The sequence below is a fragment of the Chryseobacterium hagamense genome (assembly GCF_007991455.1).
Classification (GTDB): Bacteria; Bacteroidota; Bacteroidia; order Flavobacteriales; family Weeksellaceae; genus Chryseobacterium; species Chryseobacterium hagamense.
Genome location: NZ_BJYJ01000008.1, coordinates 171,645 through 191,244, shown reverse-complemented (window position 1 = coordinate 191,244; position 19,600 = coordinate 171,645). Strand labels below are relative to the sequence as shown.

The following is a 19,600-nucleotide window of genomic DNA, read 5'->3' as shown; positions in this document are numbered from 1 at the left end:
TGCAGGAGGACAATTACATTATACTCTGCCTATAGAGCTCCCTCCTGCGGTAAAAAATGTTTCACCTAACATTAGTCTGATTTATCTGAGTAATTCTAATAATGGTATTGCAGGATACGGATGGACAATTTCAGGCCTCACGGCTATTACCAGAACAGGAAAAAGTATTGAAAGAGATGGTGAAATAAAGGGAATTCAATTGGATTATTCAGATACTTATAGTTTTAACGGGCAGAGGCTTATCCTCGCTCCGGATAGTCCTGCTGCTTATGGACAGGATGGAGCAACCTATGTAACGGAGAAATTTTCTGCTGTAAAAGTAAAATCTTTAGGAGCTTTCCCGGCAAATGGGCAGCTTGCCGGACCTGCACAATTTGAAGTAACTTTTGAAGATGGCTCGCAGGCATGGTATGGCGCATATATGGGAGGGATGAGATCCAGTCCCATTGCTACAACACCTTCAGAATATAACATTGTAAAATGGAAAGATGCACAGGGAAATTATATTTCGTACAATTATGAATCTTCTTCAAATCATGGAGGATTTCGAAGTGATATAACTGTGGTTAGGATATCATCGATTGCCTGGGGAGGAAACGAAGCCCTTAATAAGCCACATTTTAATAATATCGAGTTTAATTATACAGATAGGGATTTAAAAGAACAGGCTTACCTTCAGGGATTAGGATTTGTTCAGGATGAAATTTTGTCAAGTATCCTCGTAAATACGAATGGATCGCAATTTAGAAAATACTCGCTTGAGTATGCAAAGAATGGAACCAATTACCAGTTTCTAAATAAAATTACAGAATATAATGCCAATAATGAAGCCGCAAATCCCGTTATCTTTTCATATCCTGATAGAGCAGGCACAAGTATCGCCGGAGCAAACTTTGGCTCCTCTACATTAGATAATGTTAAACTAACCGGAGATTTTAATGGAGATTCTTACATAGATTTCGTAATGTCTGATGGTACTGTAAAGCTAGGTGCTTTTAACGATAATTTTTCTACTTTTACAAGCAATATTTCTTTTAATAATAATGCAGTTGTCGTATCTTCATTGTTGGACGAAGAAGGACAGATCTATAATGGAAATGGTATTGTACAATACATGTATGACAAAGTTGAAGGCTATATTTTCAGAAGTAATGCTTTTGTAAAAGTCTTCGAAAAAACGGTTACTCCATCATGCACATCATGTACAGCCAATATTAATTTTAGTGAAGGTGATGTCAATGGGGATGGAATATCTGATCTTTTTCTTACGTTCACCAGCGGAGGCTTTCAGGATAGATTTATAATAGATCTTAAAAACGCAAACAATCCTGTCTTTACCTATTCGGGAGACGGAAGCTTCAGTGAAAATTCGTATACCGATCAGAAATATATGGACGTGGACGGAGACGGAAAAGTCGATATAATCAATATCTCTGATACATCTTTTACCGTATTTGAATTTATAAAGACGTCCCCTACCAATTACCTGAAAAAAATAAAGTTTACGGGCAATTTAGCGGAAACAAAAGGTTCAGGTTTTCCGGTTCTTTTTGGAGATTTTAACGGAGATGGAAAACTGGATTTTACCCTGCCGCTTACCGAAGGAAAAACAGGAAAAGATGATTGGAGATTTTACATAGGTAAAGGAAATGGTTTTAATAACTTTCGTAAAAACGATTTTTTAGTCTATAAAAATGTTGCTACTACCAATAATGGCTATTGGGTACAGTACAGTAAATCTTTCTATTCGATATCAGATCTTAATTCTGATGGAAAATCAGATATTGTACAGGTCTATTCATATTCAAATTTATCAGGGAGCAGCTATAGATCAATTGGTGTAACGGTTAATTCCATTACTTCAAATGGTACTAATGTAAGTGATGGCAGTATTAATTTCGATTTTGAAAATATCTATACCTTTCCATCACCGGGCACTTTTACTTTGATACAAACTTACTATGATCTGGCCATCTATCAGCCCATTACCAATACAATTAGATCCAATAATAATTATTATAACGTATTTCTGTTCAGAAAAGATAATTTGCTTAAAATTAAGGCTCCTACCTCTGTTCCGGAATTAGCAAGAATAAAATCTATTTCACAGGCAGGACTTACAACTTCTGTTACTTATGCAGAACTAAATCCGGATATAAATTCTGATTTTTATAAAAAAGAAAAAAAAGAATACTATCCTTTCTTTTCCATGCAGCGTGCAGACCAGTCATATGCTGTTATACAGCTACAGCAGGCTGCCAGAAAACAGGATTTCCGATATAGGGGTATGACTGGTCATTTACAGGGAAGGGGAATGTTAGGATTTAAACAAACTGCACGTTCTTCGTGGTATGCAGACGGTTTTGAAAACACGAAAATATGGTCCGGTGTAGAAACAGATCCACAAAATGAGAGTGTTCCGGTAAAAGAATGGTCAATAAGAACCAATGATGAGTCCAAAATTTTTCCGGCTGATATTTCAGAAAACAACACGCAATTGCTTTCATTTAAAGGGACTACTTACCAGGCAGATAAGCTACTAAACGGGCAGGTAGTAACTACTGTTGCCGATGCTGATAAGCCTAAGGTAGTAACGGCTATTGTTCCTAAGACGGCATTAACTAAGGATTTTATAACCAATACCCTGACTGTAAATTCCATTACGTACGGCAATTATTATCTTCCATCACAGACGGTGTCCAATATCAATAATGGATATGCAACAAAAACGACGATCTATGAATATATTCATAATCTGTCGGGAGCGGGAAGCAATTATTTTACCGGGCGACCGCTTTCCAAAACAGAAGAGGTGACCGCTTATGGAGATACTCAATCTGCTAAAGAAGAATACAGCTATAATGACAATTTGCTGAAAACAGTTAAAAAATGGAATAAGAACAATACAGGGTATATCCTGGATACCTATTCCTACGACGACTTTGGAAACATTATCCAAAAAGTAAGTACCAATTCTACAGATGCCCAAAGCATTACGGAGCAATCTCAGTACGAGGATAAAGGACGTTTTGTCACCAAAAAGACAGATAATCTTGGGCTGCAAACATTGTTTACGTATAACAACTGGGGACAGATCCTAACCCAGAAAGATCCTTTTGGGAATATCCTTACCAATACCTACGATAATTGGGGAAAACTGCTTTCTTCCAGTGATACTTTGGGGGCAACCGTTACTTATACTTACGAGAAGCTTTCCGGTAATGCCGGCACCAAAGTATCAGAGTTTTCGCCGGACGGAGATGTAAAAATAGTGTATACCAATGTATTGGGACAGAACTACAGGACGACTACAAAAGCATTTGTACAGGGGAAATATATATCTGCCGAAATCCAGTATGATGTTTTGGGACGAAAAATACAGGAATCCGAGCCTTACTTTGAAGGGCAGTCTGCCTCTCAATGGAATACCATTGCCTATGACGATACGGTATATCCTGCAAAGATAACAGCAACTGCTTTTAACGGCAAAAAGGTGCAAACCGGTATTTCCGGCAGTACCACCATTGCACAGGAGCTGAACGGGTATAACAGAACAACCAGCAAAACCACTGATGCTTTAGGAAATATAATAAGCTCTAACGACAAAGGAGGAACTGTTACTTTCTCATACAATGCAGCAGGGCAGCAGATAAAAGCAAAATACGGAAACAATACGATAGTTACTGAATATGATGAATGGGGAAGAAAAAAGAGTTTTAATGACCCTGCCAATGGTTTGTACAGCTATGAATATACAGGTTTCGGAAACATTAAAAAAGAGGTAAGCCCCAAAGGATATAAAGAATATATCTACGCATCCAATGGACTTCCTGTTCATATAAATGAAGTTTCTAACGACGGAGTTTCTACCCAGAAAAATTATGACTTTGAATATAATGCTTACTGGCAGGTCATCCAAAAACATGGTGAAGCCAACGGCAAATATTTTGAGCAGAATTTCTCTTATTCTCCAGACGGAAGACTTACTGCACATGCAGAGCAGTTTGAAGGGAAGACATTCTTTAAAGATGGCATACAGTATGATGGATTAGGCAGAATTTCGCAGTTTCATCAGGAACTGCAGTCTTCGGGTAATACAACCGAGGTAACTGTGCAGAACAATTATAACAGCTGGAATGGAGATCTGAAAACCTTAACCGACGCCAATAGCGGAAAAATTCTCTACCAATTGCAGGAAACCAATGCTAAAGGACAGGTGCTGAATGCATCACTCGGCAATACGCAGATCACCAATCAGTATGACAGTTTTGGATTTTTATCCCATGTTTCCCATATTTCAGCAGGTGTGGATTTAATGACATTGGATTACAGTTTTAATGCCATAAAGAACGAGCTGAATCATCGCACCCACCAGAATTTCGGGATTGATGAGGTTTTTCAATATGATGACAATAATAGGCTGGTTAAATGGACAAATCCTAAAACAGGGCAATTGTCTTTTAACGAATACGATGAAACAGGAAGAATAAAATACAATGACCAGCTGGGAGAAATTGGATTCAGCATTGGCGGAAATCCGTACAGGGTTACCGGCATAAAGCTTAATCCTCAAGGAATACAGAATTATGACCTTAACGGGCAAAGCAAAGTCGTACAGAAAATATCTTATAACGAAAATAACGATCCGATAAGAATAGATGGTACCCGGGGTAATTATACCTTTGGATACGGATTGTCAGAAAGCAGACAGATCATGTACTATGGAGGAAACTTTGAGAAAGATGGAGAAGCAAGATACGTCAAGTATTATAGTGAGGCAGGTGATGCCGAGATTATTCTTGATCAGAAGAGTGGAAAAGAAAAACATATCCTGTACATTGGTGGTTCTCCGTATGAAAGCAGCATCATTTATGTGAAAGATTTTAACGATAGCAAAGCTTATAAGTTCCAGCATAAAGATTATTTGGGAAGCATCCTCGCCATCAGCGATGAAGATGGAAGCGCCGAAGAACGCGGACACTTTGATGCTTGGGGAATCTTTACGCACCTGCGAATGAAAGAAGACGGAATATTAAAAGGACTGGAGTTGGAAGAGTTTTTGGCAAACAAAGCCTTATTAACAGATCGTGGATATACTTCCCACGAACATCTGCATGAGGTTGAACTTATTCACATGAACGGAAGACTGTACGATCCGCTTTTAAGAAGATTCCTGAACGCTGATGAAAACATACAGAATCCTTCCAATACCCAAAATTATAATAAGTATGGCTATGTAATGAACAACCCGTTGATGTTTAATGATCCGAGTGGGGAATTATGGGAAGCTGGATTTTTCTTATCATATATAGCACCTGTACTTTATTATGCGGCAATAGGAGCAATAGTATCTGCCGGAATATACACCATAAAATCTCTGATAACCAATAACTGGACCTGGAGTGGTTTTGGCAAAAGTTTGCTAATAGGTGCTGTTACAGGTGCTATATCCGGAGGCTTTTCCGCTACTTTTGCAGCTCTGGATTCCGAGGTGCTGTCGTAATGGGAAGTGTACAGGGCGCCATAGGCGGGAGTGTAGATGCCTTGGTTAATGGTAGAAATTTTGCTAAAGGTTTTTATACCGGAGGGTTAGCAGGAGCAGCAATGGCTGCGGTGAGTTATACGGTTAATTATTTTATCACAAGCCGATCCATAACATCATATATGGAAGCATCAGATGAGAATATTTTATCTGAAGGAACACCTGTCGGTAATAGAAGCTATGCAAGAGATCTTTATAAATCTCAATTCGGGCAACAGAAAGGACTATCTTCTAATGATATTTATAATAGAGCTGTTCCGGGAGGAACTATGAATGCGAAAACAGGATTAATAGAGTATTATGAAGGGAATGAAAAGATAGAAGCATTAGGAGTAACAAATACAAAAAAAGACTTTATTTCAGGAAAAATAAAATCAAAAATATACCTTGCTAATAAAGCTTTCAATAGTAGAGAACAATTGGCTTATGTTCTTCAGCACGAATTAAATCATGTCAGAATACATTGGTCAGACTTCGCAAGTGCTGCCCTCAATAAAATTTCATTTAAAATTGACGAACCTGGTTATGAATATAGAAGTAAGCTTAATAATGTTGGACATTATTATATTGAAGAAAGCGGTACTAATTTTATCAGCAATAATGGATGGCAGAACATGAGGATACAATATATTCCAGATAGAGTTTTCAATACTATTTGGTATCATGATTTTAATGAAGCTATTAAAAAACTTTTAATAGGTACGGATAAAAAAATAAATATAAACTTTTAACAAGAATTATCATGAAGTTACCTACAAAGACAGCAATACTTATATGTTTTTTATTAGTTATAAACTCTTGTAAAAAGAATAGTAGAGAGTATGAAATTCTAAATGATTTCATTGAAACTAATAAGATTGAGATAACTTGTTTGCAAGATGAACCTTTTTGCTTTAAAAATTTATATTTAAGTGAATTAGAAGAAAAAGCATTGGATATAAATCTTAAAAATGATGTTTTTTGTAATGAAAAGATTGATTTAAGTAAATTGTATGTAATAAAAATTAATAAAAAGATGTGTAAAAGTAAAATATCTTTTCCTATTTACAGCAATGATAAAAAATATGTCTATATAATTCTATCACATTACTATAATAATAAAGTTAATTTCTATGAATCAACCATATTATATAAACTTGAGAAAATTAAGAGCCATTGGAAAATTATTGATGAATATAAGAGTGTTACACAAAGCTAATGGTTTAAATTATCTATGAAAAAGTTTTTTACTGCTAGTGGTTAATAGAAAACTTGTTTCTATATCCCAATATTAAATTCAAAGATTATGAAATTTTTTTTTATATTAATTGCTTTATTATTCATCTCGTGTGAAAGTAAAATAGAAAATAAAGAATGTAAAATTGATTTTAAGATATCTAAAAATATGATTAAAACAAAAGGGATTATGACTAGTTTAGAATTTCAAAAGAATATTTTGCAAATATCAATTTCTAATTTTAGAAATGATACTTTACATTTTGCTACCCCTCATCTAATTTTTTCTAAAAAAATTGCACATCAAAATGATGAGTCTGGTGTTGTTATTAAGCCGTTTGTACCTAACATTATTACAGATCGAGTTGTTGCTTACCATATTACAAAAAGTAATAAAAAAGAAGTTATTAGTATAGACTCTTCAAAAACTAGAGACAAGAGACAATATGAATTTAAGCTTGCACCAAAAGAAAGGTATATTGTAGAGTATATTCTAAATTGTGAAGAATCAGATCCCGAAAAATATGAATTAGTGTTTTTCGATAGTAATAGGTTTGATAACAGTAACTATGAAAGAATAAAATATCCTAAGAATGGTTTTATAACGGTAAAAAATAAAAAATATGGAAAATAAAAATATAGCAAAGGCAGTATTATTTTGTCTACTTGCAATATCTCAGGCAGCATTTTCACAAGTAAGCTTATCCAGAAATAAACTTATAAAAGATGGACAACCCTATAAAGCTTCTCAGTATAAAGAAGTGTTTCAAAATGAACAGGCTTTGATGTATTATAAGAAGTACAGAACAAACAATACCGTGTCTCAGATTTTCGGGGCTTTAGGTGGCGGCTGTATGGGATATGGTCTGGTAAAAGTATTAGACGGTGGAGAAAAACTGGTAAGTGTAGACCAGTATGGAGTAGCCCACACAGAAAAAACCAAAAATGAAGGCTGGAGCATGGTTGGTATTGGAGCAGGTCTGGTAGCCATAGCAATACCTTTTGCTATTTCTTCAAAGAAAAATCTGAACAAGGCCATCGATACAGAAAACGGTAAAGAAATAGCTTTCCAACCATACTTTAAGTTGGAAAATGCAGGAACCGGTTTGGCACTAAGCTATAATTTCTAAAATTGATTTTAAAAATCAACTCCGCTAAGATATTTTAGCGGAGTTTTTTATTGGGAGAATTATTTTTTCAAAGTGACGAATTTCGCCGTAATATAAGTTTTAAAGATAATAGTAAATGAAGTAAAGTTTTTATAGTGCCACTCTCCGCCAGGATCTGTTTATCACGGTTTGTCTGAAGCGCCGTTTCGTAGAATTTGAATTTTACCAGTTTGCTCATGGTCTAAAATTTACTGGACAGCTGAATTTTTGTGAAAACTTTCTTGGTATATAACGGGAAATCGGCATTCTGAAGCCATCCGTAATACCCAAGATCTTTTTTGAAGACCGCTTTTACGCCCTGTCCCTTATATTTTCCGAAATTGAAGATCTCCTCACCTTTGTCGGAATACCCGATAAATCCTGCCAGATCGGCATTCTTATTATGGAAGCTATATTCGCTCAGCTGGGAGATCTCTTTCGGAAGGTCTTCGTATTTTCCGATCTGTGCATCCAGCACCTCAAAAGTAGCCAGTACATCGGCTTCCGCAGAATGGGCATTTTCCAGCGTCTTTCCACAGTAAAACTGGTACGCGGCGCTCAGGTTTCTGGGTTCTTTCTTATGGAAAATCGTCTGGGCATCCACCAGCTTGAATTTACTGAGGTCGAAATCCATTCCTACCCGCAGCAGCTCTTCAGCCAGTAAAGGAACATCAAAACGGTTGGAGTTGAAGCCGCCCAGGTCTGCGCCGGAAATCATTTCCATTACTTTGGAAGCAATTTCTTTAAAAGTAGGCGCATCTTTGATGTCTTCATCATAAATTCCGTGGATCTCGCTGCATTCCTTCGGGATCGGCATTTCCGGATTTACCCTCCAGGTCCTGCTTTCCCGGGAAGCATCAGGATTTACTTTCAGGATACAGATCTCAACGATCCGGTCTTTTCCGATATTGGTTCCTGTAGTTTCTAAATCGAATACGCAAAGCGGTTTATGTAATTTTAAGTTCATTTTAAATTGCTTTTAGCTAATGGCGGTTGCGTCCTGCTTTCCCGCCTATGTTTTAATTTATAATTTAAGAATAAAGAGATTTGAGAACGGAAACTTCCATTATTTTATCTTACTTCAATTGTTTTTGAAAGACGAGCGAAACGAAGATGTAATATATGATGACTAAAGGAATTCCAACTGTTTTAAAGAAGATCAAAATAAGGATAGACCCAACCAATAAAGCAATCTTTGGATAATTATCCTCCAGCTTCATCGATTTGAACTTCATGGCGATCATCTTTATCGGCGAAATCAGAAGCCATGACGAAAATACGGTTAAGGCAATCATTAGTAAACTGTTATTTAACAAGGAGACAAAAATTTCCTCATGTCGAAAAGCATAATACAAACCGAAAATCAAGATCGTATTGCTGGGCGTATTCAGTCCTTTGAAATAATACTTCTGGTCTTCATCCAGATTGAAAATGGCCAGCCGTAGACAGGAAAACAGGGTAATCAGCAGTCCGAAATATTTAATTTCAAAAGGTAAAGAAAATCCTGAAAGATTATTTCCGAAAGGTTCCAGAATCTTAAACATCACCAGTCCCGGAAGCAACCCGAAGCTCACCATATCCGCCAGCGAATCCAGCTGGGTCCCCAGATTGGAATTGGCTTTCAGGGCTCTCGCGATAAAACCGTCAAAAAAATCAAGGACAAGAGAAAGGATCAGGCAGATTGCGGTGACGTGGTAATCATCCAGGATCAGATGAATGGCCCCGATACAGCCGGAAAGCAGATTCCCCAGTGTAATGGCATTGGCCAGATTGTTCTTTATAAAATTCATAGATACAAAATTAAAACAATAAATCAGTTAAACAATGTAGCAATTTAACAGTATAACAATTTAATACTAATTATCAAATTACTCCAAGTATTAACGCTTCATCAGTACAGTCTTGCGTTGGCTTGGTTTTCATTGTTAAATTTTATATGGTGGTTATCGATTATTATATTGCTTCATTCTTACATTGCTAAACTGTTACATTAATAAACTGTTACATTAATTTGTAAATTTGTGCCATGAAATTGTTTAAAGAATTTAGAAAGCAGGAGGTTCTTGTGCTTTTGTACCGGCTTTTTCTGGCTTATTTTTTCTACCAGATCGCGAGGTTCCTGTTCTGGTTTTTCAACAGGGGATTGATTAAAATAGATTCCGTTTCAGAATATTTCAGCCTGGCGTACCATGGGATTGCTTTCGATACGACGGCTATTCTGTATGTCAACGCGCTGTTTATCCTGCTGAGCCTTATTCCCATTGTCATCAATACCAGGGGAGGTTACCAGAAATTCCTTTTCTGGCTGTATTTTATGACCAACGGGATCGCTTACGCCATGAATTTCGGGGATTTCGTCTATTTCAAATTTTCCCAGATGCGTCTTACTTCAGCGGCAATACAGGTCGCGAAGCATGAAGACAATATGTTCAGGGTTTTTACGGCTTCCATTATTCAGAATCCTTTTATCCTGATTTGGTTCGTGGCGTTGATGGCCTTATGGGTATTTCTTTATAAAAGACTGAAAGTAACGGAGCGTAAACCTGTAAAACCCGTTCCTTACTTTATCTGGTCTATTCTGATGCTTTGTCTTACTGCTATTCTGGCCGTCGGCGGAATCCGCGGGGATTTCAAGCACAGTACGCGGCCGATCAATCTGGTGGATGCGAACCGGTTCGTAAAGCTGCCTGCCCAGGGAAATGTGGTTCTCAACAGTACATTTTCTTTTTTAAGAACTTTAAATACCAATAATTTCAAGGAAGTTCATTTTGTCGACCAGAAATTTATTGATGAAAACATACATCCGTATAAATTATATGAACGGAAGGTAACGGATCGGCCCAATATCGTCATTTTTATCATAGAGTCTTTCGGCAGGGAATATTCCGGGGCATTTAATAAAGATAAAAATATTAAAGATTACGTTTCCTACACGCCTTTTATCGACAGTCTGGCCAATGAAAGCCTGATCTTTCCGAACACTTTTGCCAACGGGCGGCAGTCGATCCACGGCATGAGTTCCGTCCTGGCGGGAATTCCCAGCCTGACGGATGCCTTCACCAGCTCACCGTATTCCAACCAGAAAATCCAGTCTATCGTTTCGGTCTGCAACGATATGGGGTACGATACCTCTTTTTACCACGGTGCCCCGAACGGTTCGATGGGCTTCCTTGGATTCGGGAATATTTTAGGGTTTAAACATTATTTCGGTAAAACGGAATACAATAACGACCGGGATTTCGACGGAATCTGGGCGATCTGGGACGAACCGTTTCTGCAGTACTTTGCTAAAAATGCAGGGAAGAAACAACCGTTTATGTCTACCGTATTCACGGCTTCTTCGCACCATCCGTTCAAGATCCCTGAAAAATACAAAGGAAAATTCAAAAAAGGGAAAATCGTGATGCACGAACCGATCGAATATATGGATTATGCGGTTAAAAAGTACTTTGAAACGGCAAAGAAACAGCCCTGGTACCACAATACGATCTTTGTCTTTACGGGAGACCATACCAACGAAATGTATTATCCTGAATATGAAAAAGCAATGAACCGCTTTGCCGTTCCGCTGATTCTGTACTCGCCGAATCCCGATTACCACTTAAAGGGAGTGAATCAGGAACCGGCCCAGCAGATCGATATTTATCCTACGCTGGCAGACCTGATCGGATATAATAAGAAAATCAGAAGCTGGGGAAGAAGCCTGGTCAGCGAAAAACAGTACCAGCCGATCATTGCCAATTCAGACGGAACCGTGGAACAGTTCATCATCGGAAATTACATCTACCGTTTCGACGGGAAAGAAATTGTAGGTATCTTCGATAAAAATGATCTCGGACTTGAGAAAAACCTCATGTCGCAGCTGAAAGGAAATGCAGAGGTTGCCAGAGGTGAAAAAACGGCCAAAGCCTGGTACCAGGATTATATGGACCGGGTAATCAACCGCAGGCTGCATTAAATAAAAAAACAAGGATATCTCGTTTTTTTTGGAATATCCTTTGTAATATATGCTTGGTATAATAAATTTTTTTGCCGTTTTAAAATTAATTTATATTTTTAGCAATAGATACAACAAGAAATAACGGTACTAAAATTAAAAGATAAAGAATATGAAAAAATTATTGTTAACCTTCGCCCTGTCATTATTTGGTGTCATGACGTTCGCACAGATCGAAGGAAAATGGAAAACGATAGATGACGAAACAAAGCAGGCAAAGTCCATTGTGGAAATCTATAAAAAAGGAGACCAGTATTACGGAAAAGTCTATCAGCTGCTGATCAAGCCTGCAAATCCGAACTGCACGGAATGTAAGGACGACCGTAAAAACAAGCCGATTCTCGGCCTGGAGATCATCAGAGGGCTGAGAAAGGACGGAAATGAATTCACGGACGGAACCATTACAGATCCTAAAACCGGTAAGACTTACAAATGCACCATCAAAAGGGACGGTGATAAGCTGAATGTAAGAGGATATTTGGGAATCTCTGCTTTCGGAAGAACACAGACCTGGCAGAAAGTTAATTAAACCTGATCAGGATTAATTACAATGAATACACGGCATTTCATCAAATGAAATGTCGTTTTTGTTATGTAAATAATAAAAAAACATTACTTTTGTACTCTAAATTTTTCAAATAAATATGGCAGAATATACTTTTCGTGAGGTAATTGCACAGGCAATGAGCGAGGAAATGCGTAAAGACGAATCCATCTTTTTAATGGGGGAGGAAGTTGCAGAATACAATGGTGCATACAAGGCTTCAAAAGGGATGCTTGATGAATTTGGTCCTGAAAGAGTAATCGATACCCCGATCGCCGAGCTTGGTTTTACAGGGATCGCAGTAGGTGCTGCGATGAATGGCAACAGGCCGATTGTAGAGTATATGACTTTCAATTTCTCATTGGTAGGGATCGATCAGATTATCAATAATGCGGCGAAGATCCGCCAGATGAGCGGCGGCCAGTGGAACTGCCCGATCGTATTCCGTGGTCCTACTGCTTCGGCAGGACAGTTGGGGGCTACCCACTCGCAGGCTTTTGAAAACTGGTTTGCCAATATTCCCGGACTTAAAGTGGTGGTACCTTCAAACCCTTACGATGCGAAAGGATTATTAAAAACAGCCATTCAGGATAACGATCCTGTAATTTTCATGGAGTCCGAGCAGATGTACGGCGATAAAATGGAAATTCCTGAAGAAGAATATTACCTGCCGATCGGAAAAGCGGATATCAAGAAGGAAGGGACCGATGTTACCCTGGTTTCTTTCGGAAAAATCATGAAGCTGGCGATCCAGGCTGCGGAAGATATGGAGAAAGAAGGGATTTCGGTAGAAGTAATCGATCTTAGAACGGTTCGTCCTCTGGATTACGATACGGTTTTAACATCCGTTAAAAAGACCAACAGACTGGTTATCCTTGAAGAAGCATGGCCTTTCGGTTCCGTAGCTTCTGAGATTACGTATATGGTACAGCAGAAAGCATTCGATTATCTGGATGCCCCGATCAAAAGAATTACGACACCGGATGCTCCGGCCCCTTATTCTGCCGCCCTGTTTGCAGACTGGTTCCCGAAGCTTGAAAAAGTAAAAGAAGAGATCAAAAAAGCAATGTACGTTAAGTAACGAAACAATTATAGAGAAAAACTTCCGAAAGGAAGTTTTTTCATTTATTATATTCATGAAGAAAAGTTCATGGGGTTATAATTTTCACCTAAATTTGCGCGTTTAAAAATTAAATTAGCTGTATGGCAGAAATTGCAGAAAGCGGTCATCATTTTGACATTAAGAAGCTTTCTTTCATTGGGATTTTAGTTTCTCTCGGAATCGTTTTCGGAGATATCGGTACCTCACCGCTTTACGTAATGAAAGCCATTGTAAACGCAAGGGAAAGCGGAAGTACAATGCCTTTCAATGAATATATCGAAGGGGCCCTTTCCTGTATCATCTGGACCCTGACCCTTCAGACCACCATCAAATATGTGATTATCGCATTGAGAGCGGATAATAAAGGAGAAGGAGGAATCCTGGCTTTGTTTTCCTTAGTAAAAAACCTGAAAAAGGGCTGGCTTTACCTGATTGCTATCGTCGGAGCTGCAGCCTTGATTGCAGACGGGGTAATCACTCCTTCACTGACCGTAATGTCGGCCATCGAAGGTCTCGAAATATACAATCCGCATACTCCGGTAGTGCCGATTACCATCGGGATTCTGATCGTTATTTTCGTAGTGCAGCAGTTTGGAACGAGCTTTATCGGTAAGTTTTTCGGGCCGGTGATGGTCATCTGGTTTCTGGTACTGGGAGGCCTCGGTTTATCACATCTCAGCGAAAATATTGAGATTTTAAGATCTTTCAATCCTTATTATGCCTATAAGCTGATCGCCAACTCACCGAGCGCCATTGTGATATTGGGAGCGGTTTTCCTTTGTACAACCGGAGCCGAAGCTCTTTATTCCGACCTTGGACACTGCGGGGCAAAAAACATCAGGGTAAGCTGGGGATTCGTGAAAATCATGCTGATCCTGAACTATCTTGGACAGGGGGCGTGGCTTTTAACCAATTACAATAAACCAGGCTTTTCCGTTGTAAACCCTTTTTTCGGAATCATGGAAGAATGGATGGTGGTTCCGGGAGTAATTCTTGCGACGGCAGCGGCTATTATTGCCAGCCAGGCCTTGATTACGGGATCCTTCACTATATTTTCCGAGGCCATGTCCCTGAATCTGTGGCCGAATCAGAAAATCGATTATCCTTCAGGGGTAAAAGGGCAGATGTATATCCCGAGAATCAACTGGGGGCTTCTAATGTTCTGCATCGTCGTGGTACTGCATTTTAAAGAATCCGGCAAAATGGAAGCCGCTTACGGATTATCTATTACCGTAACCATGCTGATGACCACAGTCCTTCTGGTTTACTGGCTGCTGAAGAGAAGGGTAAATAAGCTTTTTATTCTGGTATTTGCGCTGATCTACATGGCCATCGAATTAGGCTTCTTCAGTGCAAATGTCATCAAATTCATGGAAGGCGGCTGGATTACCGTGGTACTCGCCGGTTCTATCGGAATATGCATGTATGCTTGGTACAACGGAAGACTGATCAAGACGAAATTTATCAAATTTATCAAGCTTGATAAGTACATTCCTATCATCAAAGACATGAAGCTGGATGAAACCATCCCGAAATATGCAACCAACCTGGCTTACCTGAGCCGTGCCAAAAGGAATGATGAAATCGAGTCCAAGATTATCTATTCCATTATTAAAAAACAGCCCAAGAGAGCGGATCATTATTTTATCCTGAACATTGTCAACCAGGAAGATCCGTACACTTTCAAGTATGTTGTGGACGAAGTTCTGCCGGGAACGATTTATAAGATCAATTTCATGCTCGGATTTAAGATCGACCGTAGGATCAATGATTATTTTGACATGGTTCTGAGAGACATGATGGCAGACGGGACGATTCCTTCCAGAAGCAGCCATCCGTCGTTAAGGGCACACAATATCCCGCCGGATCTGAAATATGTCATCATCGATAATACCTATATCAACGATATCCTTCTTACCGTAAAAGAGAAGATTATCTTAAATATCTATAATTTTGTTAAATATATAGGAAGCGATGATTTCAAGGCATGGGGAGTGACTTCACATAATGTAGTCGTGGAATCTGCGCCTATGACGGAAGATTGTGTCGGAAAATCAAAAATCCAGCAGTGTGATTTCATCCGTCACAACAGCTAAATTCTTTAACACTGGCGGATCATAAGTATTTAAATAAAAATCAATAAATTTGTACATAAATTTTTTGATGGATACGATACAGAAAGAAAAAAATATCGCGCTTATAAAGGATGTTCTGAGAAACTACTTATTGGAAAAAGGTTTCCGGAATACACCTGAAAGATATACTATATTAGAAGAGATTTACAGTATGGATCACCACTTCAATGTGGATGATCTGTACCTGTTGATGCTGCAGAAAAAATACCATGTTTCCAAGGCGACCATTTACAATACCATTGAAATTTTCCTGGATGCAGGACTGATCCGTAAGCACCAGTTCGGGGAAAAAACGCTTACTTCTTCCTCTTACGAAAAATCTTATTTTGATAAACAGCACGATCACCTGGTGATTTATAAGAAGGATTCGGATAAGGAAATTGAGGAAATCATTGAGTTCTGCGACCCGAGAATCCAGGGGATAAAAGAAGCGATTGAAGAAGCATTCGGTGTAAAAATTGATTCCCATTCGCTGTATTTCTATGGCACGAAGAATGACTAATGTATCCCTGCCGGTAAAGCTGATATTTTTTGTATTGGCTTTTATTTCAACATTTGTCTTTTCGCAGGAACAGCAGAAGCCGTTTCAGAAAGACCCTTATTTCACGCCCAAAACCCCTCAGAAGAATGCTGCACCCGCAGAAAAGGTAAAGCATATTCACTCGGATGAGCTGCGTAAGGATGAGAAATATGAGGGTAATAATTATTTTGTGGGGAATGTACAGTTCTCCCATCAGGGTTCCCTGCTGAATGCCGATCTTGTTATTGTTTATGAAGAACAGAATTTCATTAAGGCCATCGGTAATGTAAAGCTTCAGAATGCAGACGGCTCGGTTATTACGGCCGACGAAATGGAGTATGACGGGAATACGCAGAAAGGGATTGCCCGGAAAAACGTGGTGCTTACCGATCCCAAGGGAACAGTGATCAGAACCGAAACCATGTATTATGACAGGATCTCCAATCAGGCCTATTACAATACCGGCGGTACCATCAATGACGGCAAAAGTACGACCTACTCGAAATCCGGCACCTATTACCTGGCAACCAGGACTATTGATCTTAGCGGAAGGGTGAAAATTGACGATAACCAATATGTTCTGGAAGGCGATAATGTCGTACAGAACCAGAATACCAACATCGTCAACATCAATGGCCCTACGACGATTGTCAATAAAAAAAATCCTAAGAACCGGATCGTTACCGACAAAGGAAATTACAACACGAATACCAAGGAAGCTTTTCTCTATAAGAATTCCAGGGTGTATTACAACGATAAGATCCTTACCGGTGATGAAATGTATTATAACCAGCTTACCGGCTTCGGAAAAGCCACGGGAAACGTGACGCTGGACGATCCCAACGAAAGAAGATGGATCAAAGGCGGTTACGGGGAAATTTTCGAAAAGAAAGATTCTGCCATGATGACCAAAAACCCATATGCTGTAAAAGCTCTGGAAAAAGATTCCATGTATTTTGCTGCGGAAAAGATCATTTCTTTCCAACGTCCGGATTCGGCGGATAGCAAAGTAAAGAAAAGCTTTTTGAGGGCATTCCGGAAAGGAAGATTCTATAAGTCAAATGCGCAGGGAAGGGCAGACTCGATCGCTTTCAATGAAACGGACGGCGTCCTTCATATGTATACAAAACCCATTCTATGGAGCAATGGGAAGCAGGTGACGGGAGAAAAAGTGGAAGCTTATTTCAATACCCAAAATGAGAATATCGACTCGCTGAAAGTTATCGGAAATGCTTTCGCCATCAGCAAGGTGGATTCCCTGAGCATGAAAGACGAATTCAACCAGGTAAAGGGAAAGCTGATGACGGTATATTACGGTGCCGACAACAACATTAAAGAAGCCAAGGTCATCGGGAATGCACAGGCCATCTCTTACTCGGATGATGAAAACAAGCAGACCGGAGAAAAGGAGAGAATCGGGATTTCCCTGACGTCCTGCGGAATCATCGATGCCATATTTGAAGAGAAACTGCTGTATGTTGTAGAATGTAATATCGGTGCTACTGCGGATACATATCCCATGAGTATGATCGAGCCTGAAAAACGGAAGTTTCCTGATTTCAACTGGAACACCAAAGACCGTATTCTGAAATGGCAGGATATTTTGGTAGATACCCCGAACTATGAAGAAGTACAGTATGAATCAGACAATACTTTATACGATAAAGCCCAAGAAACGGTAGCTAAAGAGAAAGCCAAAGAAGAGGCTAAAAAACCGAAACGGACCAGGAGATAAACCGTTTTTCGCACAATTAAATCAGAAAATTGCACTTACTCACCATTTTCCACCGGGAAATGGTGAATTATTTTTATCAAACTACAGGATTGACGGTATTTTCGATACTTTTTTTATGCTGATTCTGAAATTTTTATTTCCGTTTTTTTTCAATAATCAGTGAAGCTGAAAAGCTTATGGCAGGCATATTTGATAATTGATGAATATTCATGATATGTTGAATTGAATCAGGATATCATTATAAAACCGAAATATTTTTTACACAATGTGTATTTTTATTTAAAATTTTATATATATTTATCATATAAAACAGAAAAGAACTATATTAATATTTTGTGATTTGGTGGTATCGCTTGCAGGATTTACTGTAAGCGATTTTTTTATTCTATCGGGATTATTTTCGGATATGCCGAATGTTTTTTAGCTTTGCTGAAATTTTTTCAGGAAATGGAAATGCAAAAAGATTTTTTTAGCTATCAGGCCCAGACGACGGCATTTGCTGCAGGCTTTGAGGTGGAAAGGGCGGAAGGAAGCTATATTTACGGTAAAGACGGAAGGCGGTACCTGGATTTTGTAGCAGGTGTTTCGGCAAATACATTGGGACATTCGCATCCTAAGATTGTTGAGGCTATTAAGGAACAGGCAGAAAAATATCTTCATGTGATGGTCTACGGCGAATATGCCCAGGAAAAGCCGGTGGCTTTATGCAGGCTGCTGGCTGAAGCAACCCCGGATCCTCTGGAAGTTACCTATCTGGTAAACAGTGGGGCGGAAGCTATCGACGGAAGCTTAAAGCTCGCCAAAAGATATACCGGAAGGGAAGAGATTATTTCCTTTAAAAATTCCTACCACGGGAATACGCATGGTGCGCTGAGTGTGTCGGGGAATGAATTTCATAAAAGGGAATTCCGTCCTCTACTGCCGATGGTTTCCTTCATCGGCTTCAATGATGAAAACGATCTGGATCAAATCACGGAAAAAACAGCCTGTGTACTGATGGAAACGATTCAGGGGGCAGCCGGATTTCTGGTTCCGGATAAGGATTATTTAGTTAAACTGAAAAAAAGATGCGGGGAAGTAGGCGCTTTGCTGATCCTTGATGAAATACAGCCGGGGTTCGGCAGAACCGGAAAATTGTTTTCCTTTGAGCATTTCGACATAGTCCCGGATATTCTGGTAATGGGAAAAGGAATGGGCGGCGGTGTCCCGGTGGGTGCTTTTATGAGTTCACGGGAGATTATGAAAACTTTATCACATTCTCCCAAGCTGGGGCATATCACTACCTTCGGGGGAAATCCTCTGATTGCGGCATCCAGCCTGGCGACTTTACAGGAGGTGCTGGAAAGCGGGCTGATGGACGAAATAGATGAAAAGGAACAGCTGTACAGAACATTGCTCGTTCATCCCAAAATTAAAAATATCAATGGTAAAGGTTTAATGCTGGCGGTAAACCTGGGATCGCCGGAATATACCCTGGATGTGGCCAAAAGATGCATGGATAAAGGGCTGATTCTTTTCTGGCAACTGTATAGAAATGAATATTTAAGAATTTCTCCACCCCTGACCATCTCAAAAGAAGAGATCGGGGAAGGCTGTAAAATTATTATCGAAGTGCTTAACGGAAATTAAAATAAAACGCTTCCCCCGGAAGCGTTTTTTTAT

Annotated in this window: 14 protein-coding genes; 12 read left to right on the top strand and 2 right to left on the bottom strand. The window is 39.1% G+C overall.

Annotated features, from left to right (window positions below; all coding sequences use genetic code 11):
- The 5 genes from CHA01nite_RS10040 to CHA01nite_RS10020 form a co-directional block, all read left to right on the top strand.
- On the top strand, positions 1–5,503 hold a 5,503-nt coding region (locus CHA01nite_RS10040), incomplete at its 5' end, for an RHS repeat-associated core domain-containing protein (protein ID WP_146941180.1).
- Positions 5,503–6,273, top strand: a complete 771-nt coding sequence (locus tag CHA01nite_RS10035; RefSeq protein ID WP_146941179.1) for a hypothetical protein — start codon at positions 5,503–5,505, stop codon at positions 6,271–6,273. The genes CHA01nite_RS10040 and CHA01nite_RS10035, both read left to right, overlap by 1 nt.
- An 11-nt stretch (positions 6,274–6,284) precedes the next feature.
- Positions 6,285–6,740, top strand: coding sequence for a hypothetical protein (locus tag CHA01nite_RS10030; RefSeq protein WP_146941178.1), 456 nt, complete (start codon positions 6,285–6,287; stop codon positions 6,738–6,740).
- An 87-nt stretch (positions 6,741–6,827) separates the two neighbouring features.
- Positions 6,828–7,391, top strand: coding sequence for a hypothetical protein (locus CHA01nite_RS10025; RefSeq protein WP_146941177.1), 564 nt, complete (start codon positions 6,828–6,830; stop codon positions 7,389–7,391).
- Positions 7,381–7,887 (top strand): hypothetical protein, encoded by a 507-nt coding sequence (locus tag CHA01nite_RS10020; RefSeq protein WP_146941176.1) that lies wholly within the window; start codon positions 7,381–7,383, stop codon positions 7,885–7,887. The genes CHA01nite_RS10025 and CHA01nite_RS10020 overlap by 11 nt, the downstream gene beginning before the upstream one ends.
- 220 nt (positions 7,888–8,107) lie before the next feature.
- On the opposite strand, the gene CHA01nite_RS10015 is transcribed toward CHA01nite_RS10020, so the two are convergent.
- A complete protein-coding gene (locus CHA01nite_RS10015) occupies positions 8,108–8,872 on the bottom strand; it encodes a 3'-5' exonuclease (protein WP_146941175.1) in 765 nt (254 codons plus the stop codon).
- Between the two features lie 109 nt (positions 8,873–8,981).
- Complete coding sequence (locus CHA01nite_RS10010; RefSeq protein WP_146941174.1) at positions 8,982–9,695, bottom strand: CDP-alcohol phosphatidyltransferase family protein; 714 nt, start codon at positions 9,693–9,695, stop codon at positions 8,982–8,984.
- A 236-nt stretch (positions 9,696–9,931) separates the two neighbouring features.
- Here CHA01nite_RS10010 and CHA01nite_RS10005 point away from each other — a divergent pair, with 236 nt between their 5' ends.
- The 7 genes from CHA01nite_RS10005 to CHA01nite_RS09975 all read left to right on the top strand — a co-directional run bounded on the left by CHA01nite_RS10005 (position 9,932) and on the right by CHA01nite_RS09975 (position 19,567).
- Positions 9,932–11,863, top strand: a complete 1,932-nt coding sequence (locus CHA01nite_RS10005) for an LTA synthase family protein (RefSeq protein ID WP_146941173.1) — start codon at positions 9,932–9,934, stop codon at positions 11,861–11,863.
- A gap of 151 nt (positions 11,864–12,014) precedes the next feature.
- Positions 12,015–12,431: a DUF2147 domain-containing protein gene (locus CHA01nite_RS10000; protein ID WP_146941172.1), complete on the top strand. Its 417-nt coding sequence runs from the start codon at positions 12,015–12,017 to the stop codon at positions 12,429–12,431.
- A 115-nt stretch (positions 12,432–12,546) separates the two neighbouring features.
- The gene (locus CHA01nite_RS09995; RefSeq protein ID WP_146941171.1) at positions 12,547–13,527 is read left to right on the top strand and encodes a pyruvate dehydrogenase complex E1 component subunit beta; all 981 of its coding nucleotides are present in this window, start codon (positions 12,547–12,549) and stop codon (positions 13,525–13,527) included.
- Between the two features lie 122 nt (positions 13,528–13,649).
- A complete protein-coding gene (locus tag CHA01nite_RS09990; RefSeq protein WP_146941170.1) occupies positions 13,650–15,644 on the top strand; it encodes a KUP/HAK/KT family potassium transporter in 1,995 nt (664 codons plus the stop codon).
- 67 nt (positions 15,645–15,711) lie between these two features.
- Positions 15,712–16,185 carry a Fur family transcriptional regulator gene (locus CHA01nite_RS09985; protein ID WP_029294631.1) on the top strand — a complete coding sequence of 158 codons (474 nt, stop codon included), beginning with the start codon at positions 15,712–15,714 and terminating at the stop codon, positions 16,183–16,185.
- On the top strand, positions 16,178–17,938 hold the full coding sequence (locus CHA01nite_RS09980) for an OstA-like protein (protein WP_146941169.1): 1,761 nt from the start codon (positions 16,178–16,180) through the stop codon (positions 17,936–17,938). Before CHA01nite_RS09985 ends, CHA01nite_RS09980 begins: the two co-directional genes overlap by 8 nt.
- Positions 17,939–18,391: 453 nt before the next feature.
- Positions 18,392–19,567, top strand: a complete 1,176-nt coding sequence (locus tag CHA01nite_RS09975; RefSeq protein WP_146941186.1) for an aspartate aminotransferase family protein — start codon at positions 18,392–18,394, stop codon at positions 19,565–19,567.
- Positions 19,568–19,600: the final 33 nt, after the last annotated feature.